18 protein-coding genes are annotated in these 15,950 nt (G+C 68.2%); 6 read left to right on the forward strand and 12 right to left on the reverse strand.

From position 1 onward, the window contains the following. Window positions 1–41 precede the first annotated feature (41 nt). Window positions 42–941, forward strand: coding sequence for a DMT family transporter (locus V5F68_RS21675; protein WP_394015336.1), 900 nt, complete (start codon window positions 42–44; stop codon window positions 939–941). Window positions 942–944: 3 nt separating this feature from the next. Here the strand turns inward: V5F68_RS21675 and V5F68_RS21680 are convergent, their stop codons facing one another. After that, window positions 945–1,703: an RluA family pseudouridine synthase gene (locus tag V5F68_RS21680; RefSeq protein WP_394015335.1), complete on the reverse strand. Its 759-nt coding sequence runs from the start codon at window positions 1,701–1,703 to the stop codon at window positions 945–947. 197 nt (window positions 1,704–1,900) lie between these two features. On the opposite strand from V5F68_RS21680, the gene V5F68_RS21685 reads away from it, so the two are divergent. After that, window positions 1,901–2,419: a hypothetical protein gene (locus tag V5F68_RS21685; protein WP_394015334.1), complete on the forward strand. Its 519-nt coding sequence runs from the start codon at window positions 1,901–1,903 to the stop codon at window positions 2,417–2,419. Between the two features lie 213 nt (window positions 2,420–2,632). Here the strand turns inward: V5F68_RS21685 and V5F68_RS21690 are convergent, their stop codons facing one another. Further along, on the reverse strand, window positions 2,633–3,844 hold the full coding sequence (locus V5F68_RS21690; protein WP_394015333.1) for a patatin-like phospholipase family protein: 1,212 nt from the start codon (window positions 3,842–3,844) through the stop codon (window positions 2,633–2,635). A gap of 25 nt (window positions 3,845–3,869) precedes the next feature. After that, window positions 3,870–4,652, reverse strand: a complete 783-nt coding sequence (locus tag V5F68_RS21695; RefSeq protein ID WP_394015332.1) for a 3-hydroxybutyrate dehydrogenase — start codon at window positions 4,650–4,652, stop codon at window positions 3,870–3,872. A 336-nt stretch (window positions 4,653–4,988) separates the two neighbouring features. On the opposite strand from V5F68_RS21695, the gene V5F68_RS21700 reads away from it, so the two are divergent. The 3 genes from V5F68_RS21700 (at window position 4,989) to V5F68_RS21710 (ending at window position 7,634) form a co-directional block, all read left to right on the forward strand. Beyond that, window positions 4,989–5,471: a Fur family transcriptional regulator gene (locus V5F68_RS21700; protein ID WP_394015331.1), complete on the forward strand. Its 483-nt coding sequence runs from the start codon at window positions 4,989–4,991 to the stop codon at window positions 5,469–5,471. Between the two features lie 114 nt (window positions 5,472–5,585). After that, window positions 5,586–6,881: a flavodoxin-dependent (E)-4-hydroxy-3-methylbut-2-enyl-diphosphate synthase gene (ispG, locus tag V5F68_RS21705; RefSeq protein ID WP_394015330.1), complete on the forward strand. Its 1,296-nt coding sequence runs from the start codon at window positions 5,586–5,588 to the stop codon at window positions 6,879–6,881. Between the two features lie 129 nt (window positions 6,882–7,010). Further along, complete coding sequence (locus tag V5F68_RS21710) at window positions 7,011–7,634, forward strand: YceI family protein (protein ID WP_394015329.1); 624 nt, start codon at window positions 7,011–7,013, stop codon at window positions 7,632–7,634. A 22-nt stretch (window positions 7,635–7,656) separates the two neighbouring features. On the opposite strand, the gene V5F68_RS21715 is transcribed toward V5F68_RS21710, so the two are convergent. Genes V5F68_RS21715 through V5F68_RS21740 form a run of 6 tightly spaced genes read right to left on the reverse strand, consistent with a single transcriptional unit; the run spans window position 7,657 to window position 12,530 of the window. Further along, on the reverse strand, window positions 7,657–8,697 hold the full coding sequence (locus tag V5F68_RS21715; protein WP_394015328.1) for a 5-oxoprolinase subunit C family protein: 1,041 nt from the start codon (window positions 8,695–8,697) through the stop codon (window positions 7,657–7,659). Beyond that, window positions 8,694–9,440, reverse strand: coding sequence for a 5-oxoprolinase subunit B family protein (locus V5F68_RS21720; RefSeq protein WP_394015327.1), 747 nt, complete (start codon window positions 9,438–9,440; stop codon window positions 8,694–8,696). Before V5F68_RS21720 ends, V5F68_RS21715 begins: the two co-directional genes overlap by 4 nt. After that, entirely contained in the window at window positions 9,437–10,207 is a 771-nt protein-coding gene (locus V5F68_RS21725; RefSeq protein ID WP_394015326.1) for a LamB/YcsF family protein, read from the reverse strand. The genes V5F68_RS21720 and V5F68_RS21725 overlap by 4 nt, the downstream gene beginning before the upstream one ends. Window positions 10,208–10,249: 42 nt before the next feature. Beyond that, window positions 10,250–11,173, reverse strand: coding sequence for a glutamate cyclase domain-containing protein (locus V5F68_RS21730; protein ID WP_394015325.1), 924 nt, complete (start codon window positions 11,171–11,173; stop codon window positions 10,250–10,252). Between the two features lie 54 nt (window positions 11,174–11,227). Next, window positions 11,228–11,719: a RidA family protein gene (locus V5F68_RS21735; protein ID WP_394015324.1), complete on the reverse strand. Its 492-nt coding sequence runs from the start codon at window positions 11,717–11,719 to the stop codon at window positions 11,228–11,230. Between the two features lies 1 nt (window position 11,720). After that, window positions 11,721–12,530: a putative hydro-lyase gene (locus tag V5F68_RS21740; RefSeq protein ID WP_394015323.1), complete on the reverse strand. Its 810-nt coding sequence runs from the start codon at window positions 12,528–12,530 to the stop codon at window positions 11,721–11,723. A gap of 194 nt (window positions 12,531–12,724) precedes the next feature. Here V5F68_RS21740 and V5F68_RS21745 point away from each other — a divergent pair, with 194 nt between their 5' ends. Continuing rightward, window positions 12,725–13,594 (forward strand): GntR family transcriptional regulator, encoded by an 870-nt coding sequence (locus V5F68_RS21745; RefSeq protein WP_394015322.1) that lies wholly within the window; start codon window positions 12,725–12,727, stop codon window positions 13,592–13,594. Between the two features lie 66 nt (window positions 13,595–13,660). Here V5F68_RS21745 and V5F68_RS21750 read toward each other — a convergent pair whose 3' ends face one another. Genes V5F68_RS21750 through V5F68_RS21760 form a run of 3 tightly spaced genes read right to left on the reverse strand, consistent with a single transcriptional unit; the run spans window position 13,661 to window position 15,945 of the window. Continuing rightward, window positions 13,661–14,509: a substrate-binding periplasmic protein gene (locus V5F68_RS21750; RefSeq protein ID WP_394015321.1), complete on the reverse strand. Its 849-nt coding sequence runs from the start codon at window positions 14,507–14,509 to the stop codon at window positions 13,661–13,663. A gap of 47 nt (window positions 14,510–14,556) precedes the next feature. Next, window positions 14,557–15,234, reverse strand: coding sequence for an amino acid ABC transporter permease (locus tag V5F68_RS21755; RefSeq protein WP_394015320.1), 678 nt, complete (start codon window positions 15,232–15,234; stop codon window positions 14,557–14,559). 9 nt (window positions 15,235–15,243) lie between these two features. Continuing rightward, window positions 15,244–15,945 carry an amino acid ABC transporter permease gene (locus V5F68_RS21760; RefSeq protein WP_394015319.1) on the reverse strand — a complete coding sequence of 234 codons (702 nt, stop codon included), beginning with the start codon at window positions 15,943–15,945 and terminating at the stop codon, window positions 15,244–15,246. Window positions 15,946–15,950 lie beyond the last annotated feature (5 nt).

Raw genomic sequence — 15,950 nt, forward strand, 5'->3', positions numbered from 1 at the left:
GCATCCGGCGGGCCCCGGACGTGCCGTCCAGGATTCCCGTCATGAAACCGACCGCCGCCGCCCCGATTTCCGCCGCGTCCGCACCGGCCGCCGCGACGCCGGCGCTCGTCGCCTTGTTCTGCGTGCTGTGGAGCTCGGCTTTCGTCTCGGCCAAGATCGCGGTGGTGGATTGCCCGCCGCTGCTGCTGCTGGCTGTGCGGTTTCTGCTGGCGGGCGCGATCCTGCTGGTGGGCTGCGCTCTCGCCGGCCGGCTGAAGCCGATCCCGCGCCGCGAACTCGCGATGCTGGGCCTATCCGGGGTGCTGAACAACGCGGTCTATCTCGGTTTCAGCTTCGTCGGCATCTCGACCGTCTCCTCGGGGTTCGCCGCCGTGATCATCAGCGCGAACCCGCTGCTGGTCGCCTTCCTGGCCGGGCCTGTGCTTGGCGAGCATCTCACCCGCCGCAAGCTGCTCGGGCTGGTTCTCGGCCTCGTGGGGGTGGCGGTGGTTCTGCGCTCGCGGATCGGCGGCGGGCATGAGGACGTGGTCGGCACGCTGTTTGTGTTCGCGGCGCTGGTGGCGCTCTCGGCGGGGACGCTGGTCTACAAGCGGGTGCGCACCACCGCCGATCTGTTCATGGCGAGCGGCGTCCAGAGCCTGGCCGGCGGGATCGCGCTGCTGCCGCTCGCCCTCGCCACCGAGAGCCTGAGCGCGGTGAACCTGACGCCTGCGCTGGTGGGCTCGTTCGCCTACATGGTGCTGGCCGTTTCCATCGGCGGATATAGCCTGTGGTACTTTATCCTCGGCCGCGCCAGCGCGACCGAGGCGAGCGCGCTGCACTTCCTCATGCCGCCGCTCGGGCTGCTGTTCGGCTGGCTTCTGCTGGGCGAGCATGTCCCGCTGCTCGATCTCGCCGGCATCGTGCCGATCGCGCTCGGCATCCGCCTCGTGACGCGGTAAGGCTCAGGAGAAGGCGGCGTCCGCCGTCGCGCCGATCTCGTCCGCGTCCAGGCCAAGCGCCTGGAGCGTCTCGATCATATGGACTGGAAGCGGGGCGCTGACGTCCAGTTTCGGCCCGTTCTTCGCCACCGGCAGGACGATGCGGCGCGAATGCAAATGCAGCATGGGCCCGCCGGGAAGGCGCGAGGCGCCGCCGTAAATGGCATCGCCCAGGATCGGGAAACCGAGATGGGAGAGGTGCGCGCGCAATTGGTGGGTGCGTCCGGTCACGGGGGAGAGGGCGAGCACGCTCAGCCCCGTGCCGCGATGGAGCACGCGCCAGTCGGTGATGGAATCGAGCGCACCGGGCGACCCCTTCGGCACCGCCTGCATCCACCAGCCGCGATGGGGCGAGCGCTTGGCGAGCGGCTGGTCGATGCGGCCTTCGTCCGCCTCCGGCGCGCCCTTGGTGAGCGCCACATAGGTTTTGTCCACCTGCCCGGCGGCGAACAATTTGTTCAGCAGCGCCAGTGCCTTGGCATGGCGGCCGAGGACCAGGCAGCCCGAGGTGTCCTTGTCCAGCCGGTGGGCGAGCTCGGGCGCGCGCGGCAGGCCGAAGCGCAGGCCGTTCAGGTGGTCGTGCAGCGTCTCCCCGCCCTTGGGGCCGGGATGCACCGGCAGGCCCGCCGGCTTGTCCAGCACCAGCACCATGCCGTCGCGATGCAGCACGCGGGCTGCGAGGGGGGATTGGATGTCCGCGGGGGCGGCGGGAGCGGCAGTCATCGGCGGTGTTTCGGGCTGGAGACGATGCGCCCGCATAGCACGATTTCGCCCGCGCGGGGGCTCCGGTCGTGCTCGACCTGCCGCGACGCAGCAAAAACACACGCGATTCAAGCCTGTTAGCTGTTGCGCGGTGTCATGACGGCGCGGTGAAGGCGTGGCACTGTCGGCCATCGTGTCTATGGAAAGGAGCTTCGGCCATGGCCCATACGAGAAAGAACGAGCGCCGCGTCCTGTCGGACGCCGAGCTGGAGTTCGTGGACAAGGCCCGCCATCCGGCGCTCGCCGAGATGCCCCATGCCGACCTGCACGCGCTCATCGGCCATCTGCGGGAGCGGCGGGACCGGGCGCAGACCATCGCCAACGGCCAGCGCCGGGCCTTGCGGGGTAAGGGGCCGGGCGATGTGCGCTACGACAAGGCCGATCTCGGCAATCGCCAGAAGGCCTCGGTGCTCACCGACGCGCTCACCCGCGCTCGCCGCGAGATGACCCGCCGCACCGAGAAGGCCGCCCGTGAGGAGCTGATGGCCAATGCCCGCCATGCATTGGCGCTGAAGCAGGCGGCCGGCGGGCCGCACCATCCCGACGGCGGCCCCACCGCCAACGAGGGCATGCGCGCAAAAGCCCGCAAGCGGGTCGATTCCCTCTCGCGCCCGGCCGAGGCGGGGCGGGTGACGAAATTCGTCGCCACCGCCCAGGCGAAAAAGGACAATCGCTGAGGCCGAAGGGCGCTCCGCCGGCCGGCCGGTGCGGCGGAGCGCCTGCGAATGCTCGCGGCGCGCTTAAAATGTTTCACGTGAAACAATGGCTTAGCGAAGACGAACAGCGGTTTACTGGGGCTTCACCGCGCCTTTCCGGCCGATGAAACCGCCGTTTCGGGCGAAATTCGCGCGATGAATTTCGGCAACCGGCGAGATGCCCGCCGGCCACCGCTAGTCGGCGAGTTCCAGCCGCAGGTCCAGGGTGGAGCGCTTGCCGAGGTCGTCGAAATGGGCGGCAAGGAAATCCTCCGCCGCCTGCCGGCCCATGTCCCGCAGATGCTGCAGGAAAGCCCATTCGGCATTGAGCTTGGAGGAGAGGTCGAAATCCACCAATTGGTCGGAGCCGATGCGGTGCAGGCGCACCCGCCGGTAGCCCGAGCCGCCCAGCGTCCAGCGGGTCAGCAGGCCCTGCTCGATCAATTGGGTGGCGTGGTCGATGGAACGCAATTGGGAGAGCAGCGAGGCGTTGAAGGTGATCTCGTTGATGCGGTTCTGGATCTCCGCCGCCGTGCGAGGCGTCTGCTCGCGCACCACGGGATTGATCTGCACCAGCACGATGTCGTCCGCATCCACCTTCTCATAGAGCGGAAACAGCGGCGGATTGCCCATATAGCCGCCGTCCCAATAGGGCACGCCGTCGATCTCCACCGCCTGGAACAGGAACGGCAGGCAGGCCGAGGCCATCACCGCGTCGGCGGTCATCTCCGTATGGCCGAAGATGCGCGCGCGCCCCGTGTGCACGTTGGTGGCGGAGATGAACACCTTCACGTCCGAGGCGCGGATCGCCGCGAAATCCACATGGGCGTCGATGATCTCGCGCAGCGGATTGATGTTCAGGGGATTGAAATCATACGGGGAAAAGAACCGGCTCGCGACTTCGAGCGCGAGATAGGCCGGGTTCTTGGCGAGCGACCAGTTTCCCATCAGCCGGTCGAAGGCCGAGCGCTGGATCGGCGACATGCGCCCGTCACGCGAGACGTCGCGCCAGAACTGGGTCAGCGCGCCGCGTGCCTGCTCGCGGTCGCCCTTGGCGAGGCCCGAGGCCAGCACCACGGCGTTCATCGCTCCGGCGCTGGTGCCGGAGATGCCCGAGATGACCAGCCGCTCTTCCTGGAGAATGCGGTCCACCACGCCCCAGGTGAAGGCGCCATGGGCGCCGCCCCCCTGGAGCGCGAGGGAGATCTGCTTGGCGCCGGAAGGCTTTGCGCCCGTGCCTTTGGCGGAGGCCTTGGCCCCCGCCGTCTTGCCCGTGCCCTTCGGCTTTGCGCCCTTGGTCTTCGCGCCCTCGGCCCCGGCCGCCTTGCCGCCCGGGGACATTTCCCCCGGCGGCGTGGTGTCGGATGCGTCCGGCCCGCCGGCCTTGGCGCCGCCGCGCACGCTCATCGTGCGGCCTCCGGCAGCGCCGGCATCACTCGGCGACCCAGCCGCCGTCGATCTGCTGCATGGAGCCGGTGATGGAGCGGGCATTGTCGGAGGCGAGGAACACGGCGAGGGCGGCCACCTCTTCCACCGTCACGAATTCCTTCGTGGGCTGGGCGGCGAGCAGCACGTCCTTCTTCACCTGCTCCTCGGTCATGCCGCGGGCCTTGGCGGTGTCGGGGATCTGCTTTTCCACCAGCGGGGTCCACACATAGCCCGGGCAGATGGCGTTGCAGGTGATGCCGAAGGTGGCGGTTTCCAGCGCCGTCACCTTGGTCAGGCCGGCGATGCCGTGCTTGGCCGCCACATAGGCCGACTTGAAGGGCGAGCCGACGAGCGCGTGGGCCGAGGCGGTGTTGATGATGCGGCCCCACTTCTTCGCCTTCATGCCGGGGATGGCGGCGCGGGTGGCGAAGAAGGCGGCCGAGAGATTGATCGCGATGATCATATTCCAGGTCTCGATCGGGAATTCCTCGATCGGCGCCACATGCTGGATGCCGGCATTGTTGACCAGGATGTCGCAGGCGCCGAATTCGGTCTCGGCGAGCTTCACCATGCCGCCGATCTCTTCCGCGTTGAGCATGTTGGCGTCGGAATAGAGCGCCTTGACGCCGAAGTCGCTCTCGATCTTCTTGCGTTCGGCCTCGATGGCGGCGGCGTCGCCGAGGCCGTTGATGACCACGTTTGCGCCCTGCTCCGCGAAGGCGCGCGCATAAGCGAGCCCGATACCGCTGGTGGACCCAGTGACGACAGCGACCTTACCCTTCAGCATGGTTCTATCCCTCAAGCTCGATGCAGCCCGCACGCGGAACGGGGGCCGATGGCGATGGTTTAGCGGGGCGGTGTGACGCTGGCGTCACGCTGCGCTCACGGCCTCGCGCGGCGACCTTGCTCCCTCCGCCGCCGCGGTGCAATGCAAACAAGGATAGGACCCGCTCCGCGGCGGACGTGGGGCATTTGAATGGCGCGGCCATGGAAAAGAGCGCCGTGGATTGCTACATTGTTTCACAAGCCGCTGCCCGCCGGGCGCCCATTCCATGGCGCGCCCCTTTGTGGCGGGCCGCGGAAGCCGCGATCCAGCGCGCGCGTTTTCCAGTTCGAGATGTCCATGCCCGGTCCCGCCGCCTCGCCCCATCATCACCACGACCATGCGGCCTGCATCTCGGGCGCGATGGCGCGGATCGAGCAATTGTGTACGCAGAAGGGCATGCGCCTCACGCCGCTGCGCCGGCGGGTGATGGAGGCCCTGGCGCAAAGTCACGTACCCCTCGGCGCCTATGAGCTGGTGGACCGGCTCGGCGCCGCGGGCGAGCGGCCGCCGCCCATGTCGGTCTATCGGGTGCTGGATTTCCTGGTGACCGAGGGGCTCGCCCATCGCATCGAGAGCCGCAACGCGTTCCTCGCCTGCGGCCATGAGCACGACAAGGACGAGGTGGTGGTGTTTCTCATCTGCGAGCAATGCGGCGACACCCGCGAGGTGCGCTCCCATGCGGTGGGGCGCGACCTCTCCTGGGCGGCGCGCGCCGAGGGGTTCGAGCCGCGCCAGCGGGTGCTGGAGATCGCCGGGTGCTGCGCACGTTGCCGCGAGTGAGATCGCGGCCGGCGCGTGAAAGATTGACGCTCGCCCGCGCGCGGCCTACCTGCTAGCCAAATCGCGCCGCCGTCTGCGGGACGGGGGTGCCGCCGCCCATTACAGGACGCTCCCATGACGCAGCAGCCCGTCGTGCCCACCGAATTGCTGGAAGCCGGCCCCGCGCTGCGCCGCGCCACCGTCGGCGTCCGCGTGGGCAAGGTCATGGTGGGCGGAAACGCGCCGGTGGTGGTCCAGTCCATGACCAATACCGACACCGCCGACATCGACGGCACGGTGCGCCAGGTGGCCGCGCTCGCCCGCGCCGGCTCGGAGATCGTGCGCATCACGGTGGATCGCGACGAAGCCGCCGCCGCCGTGCCGCGCATCAAGGACCGGCTGCTGAAGATGGGCGTGGACGCCCCGCTGGTGGGCGATTTCCATTATATCGGCCACAAGCTGCTGGCCGATCATCCCGCCTGCGCCGAGGCGCTGGACAAATACCGCATCAATCCCGGCAACGTGGGCTTCGGCGACAAGAAGGACCGGCAGTTCGCCGCCATCGTCGAGACCGCCATTAAATACGACAAGCCGGTGCGCATCGGCGCCAATTGGGGCTCGCTGGACAGCGAATTGCTGACCGCGCTCATGGACGAGAACGCCAAGCTCGACCGTCCGGCGGAAGCGCGCGCCGTGACGCGCGAGGCGCTGGTGCGCTCGGCCCTGCTCTCGGCGCAGCTCGCCGAGGATATCGGCCTGCCTCGCGACCGCATCATCCTCTCCGCCAAGGTCTCGGCGGTGCAGGACCTGATCGCCGTCTATACCGAACTCTCCCGCCGCGCGGATTATGCGCTGCACCTCGGCCTCACCGAGGCGGGCATGGGCTCCAAGGGCATCGTCGCCTCCACCGCCGCCATGGGCGTGGTGCTGCAGGCCGGCATCGGCGACACCATCCGCGTGTCGCTGACCCCGGAGCCGAACGGCGACCGCACCCGCGAAGTGCAGGTGGCGCAGGAAATCTTGCAGACCATGGGCTTGCGCACCTTCGTGCCGCTGGTGGCCGCTTGCCCCGGCTGCGGGCGCACCACGAGCACCGTGTTCCAGGAACTCGCGCAGAGCGTGCAGGACATGATCCGCGAGCGCATGCCGGAATGGAAGAAATCCTATCCCGGCGTCGAGGCGCTCAATGTGGCGGTGATGGGCTGCATCGTGAACGGCCCCGGCGAGAGCAAGCATGCCGACATCGGCATCTCGCTGCCCGGCACGGGGGAAACCCCTTCCGCCCCCATCTTCATGGACGGCAAGAAGGTCGCCACCTTGCGCGGCCCCAACATCCAGAGCGAATTCCGCGCGATGGTGGAAGACTATGTAGCCAAGCGCTACGGCGTCGCCGCCACCCGCGCGGTCGCGGAGATCGACGCGGCGGAATAGCCGCCGCGCGGTTGCAGGTGTGCCGCGCGCGTCTCACGAATCCTTCACTTGAACCCGCAGGTGCCGCTGCGTAGCGTCGTCCGCTTCAGGCGCCGGCCGGCTGGCCGCGCCCCCACGGGACATCTCAGCATGACATTTGCGCGCCTCTCCGCCGTCGCCCTCGCCCTGGCCCTGCTCGCGCTGCCGGCGCGTGCTCAGACTGCCGGCGCCAGCGATGCCGGCACCAGCGATCCCGGCGCCGTGAAGGCCGGCACTTATGTGCTGGATCCCGGCCACAGCCGCGTGAGCTGGAGCGTGACGCATCTCGGCTTTTCCACCTACACCGGCCTTCTGCCCGCCGCCGAGGGCACGCTGGTGCTCGACCCTGCCGCGCCGGAAAAGAGCACGCTCACCGTGACCCTGCACACCGGCAAGGTCGGCACGCTCGATCCGGCGCTGGACAAGCATCTGAAGAGCGCGGAATTCTTCAATGTGGAGAAATTCCCCACCGCCACCTTCAAGGCGACCCAGATCGTCGCCACCGGCAAGACCGCGAAGATCACCGGCGATCTCACCCTGCTCGGCGTGACCAAGCCCATCACGCTGGATGCCACCTTCAACAAGGCCGGCACCAACCCGCTGGACAAGACCTATTCGATTGGCTTCGACGCGAAGGCGGTCATCAAGCGCTCGGATTTCGGCATGAAGACCTATGTGCCGGCGGTGAGCGACGAGGTGACCTTGCAGATCGAAACCGAGCTGAAGGCGAAATAGCCACCCCGCTTCGGCGGTCGGTCTAAAGGGGCCGGGCCTCGTGTCCCGGCCCCCAGACTCCACCCACGAGATTGAGGCCCAACAGCCGCTCGGAGGAGAGGTCGGGGGCGCGGGCGAGGGCGCGCAGCTCCATGCTGGCCATCGCGCCCAGCAGCCGGCGCTGGGCCGCGTACGCCGTTTCCCACACCACCGCCTGGAAGCGGAAGCGCGTGCCGGGGCGCATCTGGGCGAAGCGGCCGAGATCGGCGGTGATCACGTTGGCGATCTTGGGATAGCCGCCGGTGGGCTGGCAATCGGCCATCAGCACGATGGGCAGGCCGTTGCCCGGCACTTGGATCGCGCCCATGGCGATGCCGTCTGAAATGATGTTGAAGCCCTTCAGGTGCGCCAGTTTCGGCCCGTTCAGGAAATAGGCCATGCGGTCGCATTTGGGCGAGACGGTCCATTCGGCGGCGAGGAATTCCGCGATCTGGTCCGGCGCGAAGAAATCGTCCTGTGGCCCCAGCATCACCCGGATCGGCGCCCCCGCCGCCGGATCGGCGATCGCGAATGCGCCCTCGGCCGGTCCCTCGGCAGGGGATGCCGCAGACGGCGCGAGGGGAAGAAAATCGCCCGCCCGCAAGCCCCGGCCAGAAAGGCCGCCGATGCCGGTGCGGGCGTGGGTGGCGTGCGCGCCGAGGGCCAGGGGCAGGTCCAGCCGGTCGGAGAACGCCAGATAGCACCACATGCCCGCCGCCCCGGCCTTCACCGACAGGCGCTCGCCGGGCTGCACCGTGACGACGCAGCCGTCGGACAGCCGTCGCTCCCCGTGCCGGACGATGAAATCCTCGCCGGCAATCGCCAGCCGAACCGCGCGCCCGCGCGCGGCGAGTTCGAGCCCGCCGACGGAAATCTCGATGGCGGCGGCGCCGGGCGCGGCACCGGCCGCCGCATTGGCCATGGCGAAGGCCGCGCGATCCATGGGGCCGGCAACATGCACGCCGTAGCGCAGATAGCCGCGCCGCCCCCCATCCTGGAGCGTGGCGCCGCCCGCCGTGGCGAGAATCTCGACCCCCGCCGTCACGCTGTGATCTCCCGAGCCGGGATCTTGCGCGCGATGATCTCGCCCGCCGCCGCGCGCGCATCGAGGGCAGCGAATTCGTCGCGCCCGATGGGGCGGAAGCGCACCAAATCCCCCACTTTCGCGAAGAATTGCGGCGTGCGCGCCAGGGCGAACATGCGCACCGGCGTGCGGCCGAGAATCCACCAGCCCGTGGGCATGGAAAAGGTGCTGATCTCGGTGAGCCCTGCCGCCGTCTTGATGAGGTTTTCCGGCGCTGGCGGGCGTGGCTCCAGCCGGCGGCTGACATTGAGCTCCGGCGGCTGGCCGCCCAGCATGCAGAAGCCGGGCGCGAAGCCGTACATATAGATGCGGTATTCCGCGCCGTGGTGGAGCGACACCAGCTTGTCCACCGGCATGCGCAGATGGTCGGCGAGATGGGGCAGGTCCTCGCCCATGGCGGGATCGTAGCAGCAGGGGATCTCCCAGGTCGTCGGCGCGGCGGAAACCGGGGCCGCCGCATCGAGCAACTGTGCCACCGCCTCCGTCAGCGCGTCGCGGCCGATCGCCATCATGTCGTAATGGATCATGAGCGAGCGATAGGTCGGGACCAGCTCGACCACGCCTCGCAACGCCGCGCGCTCCAGCGCGGCGGCAAGGGTGAGCACGCGCTCGTTGATCTCGCGGCTCACCTCGGCGCCGAATTCCACCACCAGCCCGCTGTCGCCGGCATCCAGGAAGCGCGGGGCCGCATATCCCGCGCTCATCTGGCCACCGTCGCGAACGGGGCGACGGCGATGCCTTCCTCGGCGAGGCGCACGCGCACCCGGCGCAGGCTTTCCACCGCATGGGGCGCATCGCCGTGGAAGCAGACCGAATTGATGCGGACCGGCACCAGGCGGCCGCTGAGGGTGGCGAGCGCGCCGGTCCGCACCATCAGCAAGGTGCGCTCGGCCACCGCCTGCGGGTCGGTGATCAGCGCGCCCGGCTGCCCGCGCGGCACCATGCGGCCGTCATCGCCATAGCCCCGGTCGCCGAAGACTTCGGACACCGCCACAAGGCCGAGCCGCTCGGCAGCCTGGACCTGCGCGCTGCCGGCGATGCACAGGCAGGCGAGCCGGCCGTCCACTGCCTTCACCGCCCGCGCCAGCGCCAGGGCGGCGTCGGCATCGGTCTCGCAGAGATTGCCGAGCGCGCCATGCGGCTTCACATAGGTGATCTCGTGACCGCAATAGCGCGCCAGCGCCTGGGCGGCGCCGATCTGGTAGGCGACCAGCCGCTCGATCTCGCCCGCGCTGTGGGGAATGCGCCGCCGGCCGAAGCCGGCGAGATCGGCGAAACCGGGATGCGCGCCCACCTGCACGCCCCGCCGCTTCGCCTCGGCGAAGGTGCGGGCCATGGTGTCGGGATCGCCGGCATGAAAGCCGCAGGCGACGCTGGCCGACGACACCAGCGCCAGCAACGCCGCGTCATCGCCGCAGACATAGCGCCCGAAGCCCTCGCCGAGATCGGCATTGAGATCAATGCTGCGCATGGGGTTTCCCGCCCGGTCCTGCGCGGCGCCGCGCGTTGGGTGTCAGGCCGCGACCACCAGCGCGCGGATTTCCTCGACCAGGGCCGCATGCTCGGCGACCGGAATGCGGTCCACGCTCATCTGCGGCTTGCCGAGCCGGTCCACGCGGCTGTCGTCGATCGCCTGCCCGGTTTCCACCGCCGCCGTGAGGAAGCGATATTCGTGCGCGGTGTCGAAATGGCGGAGCAGCGCTTCGGCAAGGTCCGGCCGCGCGGCGGCGACCCCGGCCAGCAGACCATAGGCGCCCCAATTGGACACCCCGGCGACGATCAGGTGGTCGCAGGGGGTCTGGGCGGCGATGACCTCGCCGTTGGGAATATCGCTCGCCACGATATCCGCCGGTAGCGAGCCCATGCCGATCTCATTGCCGCCGTCGCCGATGCCGATGGTGGTCCAGGGGCGAGCAAAGGCCGGATCGTCGAACAGCAGGTGCAGGGGCGCGGTCTCGCGCGACATGTCCCAGCCGTGCTCGCGATGGGGCTTGCCGTCCGGCCCCGGCGAGACCCGCTCCACCGCGACCAGATGGGTGAGGGGCGACGTCTGGGTGGCGAGCCGTTCGCGCAGGCGCAGCACCGCGCCCTCGTCGACGCCGACCACTTCGAGATGGACCGGCTCCGGCAGGGCATCCACCACCGCCCACACCGCCTTGGCGCAGGGCGCATCGGTGATGACCGTGACATCGAACCCCGCCGCGCGGAAGCCGGCGGCCAGATGGGCCATGCCGATCAGCCCGTCGGTTTCGGGCGAGGGCGGCTCGGCATGCTTGATGTAGAAGCCGGCGACGATGCCCACATGCGGGCGCGCCGTGCCGGCGATGGACTGGGCCGCGCGGCCGAGATTGCCCTTCGCGAAGGCGGTCAGGCGCGAGATGTCGCGGCGGACGTGCCGCGATACGACGCTTTCAATCAGATCGATGCTGTCACCCACGGGCGTGTCTCGCAACAAGGAGGGAGGGGAGGAAAGGCGGGGCCGCGGGGCGGCTCAGGCGGCGCGCACCGCCGCGACCAGTTCGATTTCCACGAGCCCGCCGGCCGGCAGGCTCGCGACCCCCAGCGCCGAGCGGCCGTGGCGGCCGCTCTCGCCGAACAGGGTGATGGCAAGATCGGAGGCCGCATCCATCACCGCGCCATGCTTGGCGAAGTCGGGGCGGGCATTGACGAAGCCGCGCATGAACAGCAGCCGCTCCAGGCGCGCGAGATCGCCCAGCTCCTGGTGCAGGGCGAGCAGCGCTCGTGCGAAGCACAGCCGCGCGGCCTGGTGCGCAAGCTCCAGGGAATCCCCGGCGGCAAGGCAGCCGCTGATGATGCCGCCGGTGGAATCGAGGCGGGGCAGCTGGCCGCTGGTATAGGCGATGCCGCCGTGGACGCTGACGAGAGCATAGCCGCCCTGCGCCTGCACGCGCTCGGGAACGGGAATTTCCAGCGCGCGCAGGCGGGTGAAGATGTCGTGCGAGGTCCAGGTGGGAGCGGACATTTCAGAACACCGCCATCTCTGCGTTGCGCCGATCCGTGATCAGCATGTGGGCCGGCTTGTGGGCGATGAAGAAGGGCAGCTTCGCGCTTTCCACCGCCCGCCGGGAGGTGACGCCGCAGGCCCAGAACACCGGCACTTCGTCCGCATGGATCGGCACCTGGTCGCCGCCATACTCCACGGCGTCCAGGCTCTCGATGCCGATGGCGGCGGGATCGCCGAAATGGATCGGCGCGCCGTGCACGCCGGGGAAGCGGCCGGTGATCTGGATCGCGCGGATCGCCTTCGCCGGGGTGTAGGGCCGCATGGTCACGATGTGCGGGCCGCCGAACGCGCCCACCGGGCGGGTGGGAACGTTCGTGGTGTACATGGGGCCGACCAGGCCAAGCTCGTTGTGCCGCACGCCGAGGCCCGCGTCCTCGAGCGCCTCCTCGAAGGAGAACGAACAGCCCATCGCGAAGGTGACGAGATCCTGCGACCAGTATTCGCGGATGTCGGAGACGGTGGCGACATGCTCCCCATTCTCGATCAGGTCATAGGCCGAGAGATCCGAGCGCATGTCGATGTCGGCGCCGAGGCCGGGCAGGGCGGGGTCGCCCGGCTGGCCCATTTCCAGCAGCGGGCAGGGCTTGGGATTGAGCTGGCAGAAGCGCAGGAAATCCGCCGCATGCTGGCGCGGCAGGATGACGATGTTGGCCTGCACGTGGCCGCGCGCCATGGCACTGGTCGGCCCGGCATAGTCCGCCGCCCGGATCGCTGCGCGCGCGTCGGCGGGGGTGCTGAAAGGGGGCGGGAACGCTCGGGAGGCGCACATAAGGGAATTCACCTTCGATCGGCACGCGACGGGCAGCCGCAGGGCGCGCGCCGGCTGGTTTTCGATGATGCCGGGATTAAATATACGTCGCGTATATCATTGGCAAGTGTTATTGTCCCGCGTCCGGACGGGGCGGGGCTGGCGCTCGTTTTCCACGTCCGGGCAGGAAGATGGCTGGAGGAAGCGCACCGCCCATGGCACAGACAGGGAAAGATCGAGCCGCCGCCGGGAAGCCCGCGGCCGCGGCGGGACGGCGGCCGCGCACGGCGGGCGAGAGCGGCAAGCCGTCCAAATCCGCGCTGGCGAAGTCTGCGCCGCCCAAATCCGCCTCGCAGACGGACGCAGCGGTGGAGCTGATCCGCGCCAAGATCATCGACATGTCCCTGGAGCCCAGCAGCCGCATCGACGAGGCGCTGCTCATCAACAAGTTCAAGCTGGGGCGCACCCCGGCGCGCGAGGCGATCAACCGCCTCGCGGCAGAAGGGCTGGTCTATATCGCGCCCAATCGCGGCGGCATCTATGTGCGCAAGCTGGACTTCCGCGAGATCCACGAGGTGGTGGTCGCCTATCAGATCGCCGAATCCATTAGCGCGCAGCTGTGCCGCTTCGAGGATTCCACGCTGCTGGACGACCTCAAGGCCATCGAGGCGCGCTACGAGCGCGAGGTGCACAAGCGCGCCTATCTGGAAATCACCCGGCTGAACGAGGAATTCCACCTGCGCATCAGCCGCTCCATCGGCAATTCGCTGTTCTTTGAATTCTCGCGCTCGGCTCATCGCCATGTGCGCCGCCTTCTGGTGATGATCTACAAGGTGGAAGAAGAAGAAGGCTCGCGCCTGGACGAGCAGTTCGACGTGAACCTGAAGGAACACGACGAGATCATTGCCGCGCTCGAGGCGCGCGACAGGGCGGCGCTGACCACCCTGATGCCCGCCCATGCGCGGCAGACGCAGAAGCGCCTGCTGCGCATTCTCAGCGAAACGACGCTGAAGCCCCCCGGCCTCGACGCCGACCTGATCCGCTTTGCCTCGGGTCCGAGCGAGGCGGTTTCGCCGAAGGGCTGACGCGCGCCGGGCCGCCATGCGGGAGGCGCCTCTTGCCTCCCGCCGCGCCGGGGCGCGTCTTCCCGCTCACAAGATATCGACCGCGTACCGATCGTAGATGCGCTGCAGTTCGCCGTTGGTGGTGATGTAATAGCACCAGGAATCCAGGAAGTTCTTCCAGGGCACATCGCCGTAGCGGATCATCCAGCTGTTGGGCCGCTTGTCGATGCTCTTGCCGGGCTCGACGATGGAGGCCCAATCGGAATTGCGCCGCACCAGCGCCATCGCTTCCGTATCGCCGACGATGCAGGCGGTGGCGCGCCCGGCGCGCACCGGTTCGGCCGCCATGGCATATTGGCCGGCGATGCCGATGATCTTCGCCTTCGGGAAGATCGCCGGCATGCGCTGCTCGTCCGCCGAGCCGGCATTCACCGCGATCGTCACGTCGGGACTGTTGAGGTCGGCGGCGGTCTTGTACTTCTCGGCATCGGCCTTGCGGATCACCGGCAGGCTGCCCTTGGCCCACAGCGGGCCGACATAATTCACCACCGTCGCCCGCGGCACGGTGAAGCTGGCGGACGAGCCGAACAGGTCGAATTCGCCCGAGCGCAGGTCGATGGTGGAATTGGCGAAGCTCACTTCCTTCCACTGCACGGTCATCTCAAGATCCCGCGCGAGGATATCGACGAGATCCTTGTAGACCCCCTTCAATTCGCCGCTCTTCGGATCCTTGAAGAACCACAGCGGCAGCAGGGCGTAGCCGACCTGAAGCTGGCCGCCCTTCTTGACCTTCGCCAGCACGGACTTCGGGTCGATGCCCGATTCCAGAAGCTGGGCCTTGGCGCCGCCGGCCCCGCCGATCATCGCAGCGGCACCCGCGACGCCCAGCATTCCGCCCAGCAAGGCGCGTTTCGACACATCAGTTTGTTCGCTCACGACCATCCCCTCTTTTATCTCTGGATGTATTGAAGGCAGTTCCGGCGTCAGGTTCCGGCCGCGAGCCCGTATTTGGTCTGGAACCGGACGTAAAAATGGTTCGCGATGCTCGAAAGCGAGAACAGCACGATGAAATAGGTCAACGCGACCACGGTGAGCACCTCGATGGGCTCGTACCATTGGTTGACGATCTTCAAGGCCTGGTACATCAGGTCCGGATTGGAGATCACCGAGACCAGGGTGGAAGACTTCACCACCACCGCGAGCTGGTTGATCATGAGCGGGGCCACCACGAGCAGCGCCTGAGGCGCCTCGATGCGCGTGACGATCCGCCAGCGGCTGAGCCCGACCGCCAGCGCCGCCTCCCGCTGCCCCTTGGGGAGGCCCTCGAAGCCGGCGCGGAACGTCTCGGCGAGATATCCGCTCGATTGCAGCGCCAGCGCCAGGATGCCGGCCTGCATGGCGGTCTCGGGGAAGCCGAACAGATCGGGCCAGACGTAGTTCACCCAAAGCAATTGCACGAGGATCGGTGTGGCGCGGCAGAATTCGATATAAGCGATGGCCACGAAGCGCAGCTGCGACACCCACATGCGCACCATGCAGGCGAGCATGCCCAGCACGATCGACAAGGCGAATGCGCAGAAGCAGATGTAGAGCGTGACGCCGAGACCATCCAGCAGCATGCCGATGTTGGCGAGCACGAGGCGATTGAAATTATCCAGCATCGGTTCGCCTCACGCCCAGCCGCGTCGCCGCCACCGGTCGGTCAGCCGGTTCAGCAGATAGGTCGCGAGGATGATGATCAGGCAGTAAAGCAGTGCCACGCCGGTGTAGAGCGGGATCGGCCGCATCTCCGAAGAGCTGATGACCGACACCTGGTACAAGATGTCGTGCACCGAGATCAGCGATACGATGGTGGTCGACTTGAACAGGGAGATCATCTGGTTGGTGGCTTCCGGCAGCATCCGGCGGATGGCCTGCGGCAGCACGATGCGGCGGAAGGTGGCGAACGGGGACAGGCCGAGCGCGGTGGCCGCTTCCGCATGTCCCAGTGGCACCGAGCGCAGCCCGGCGCGCACCGTCTCGGACAGGAAGCCGCTATAGGCGACCCCGAGGCCGAGCACGGCCGCCACATGGGGGCTGAAGCCGGCGCGGCTGCCGATCATCTTGCCGATGATCAGCGGAACCACGAAATAGATCCACACCAGAAGCACGTATTCCGGGGTATTGCGGAAGAATTCGGAATAGCAGATCGCCATCCACCGCACCGGCCGGCTGCGGCTGGCGCGCGCATTGCCCACCACAAAGGCGAGCAGCACCGCGAGCACGGCGGACTGGAAGAAAATGATGAGGTTCTGCTGAAGTCCTTGCAGCAGCGTTTCTCGGTATTCCCAAAGCAGCCCAGGGTCGAACGTGCTGGCGAGATAGGTGAACATGGCGT

It is taken from the genome of Roseixanthobacter pseudopolyaromaticivorans (genome assembly GCF_043195145.2).
Taxonomy (GTDB): domain Bacteria; phylum Pseudomonadota; class Alphaproteobacteria; order Rhizobiales; family Xanthobacteraceae; genus NCEH01.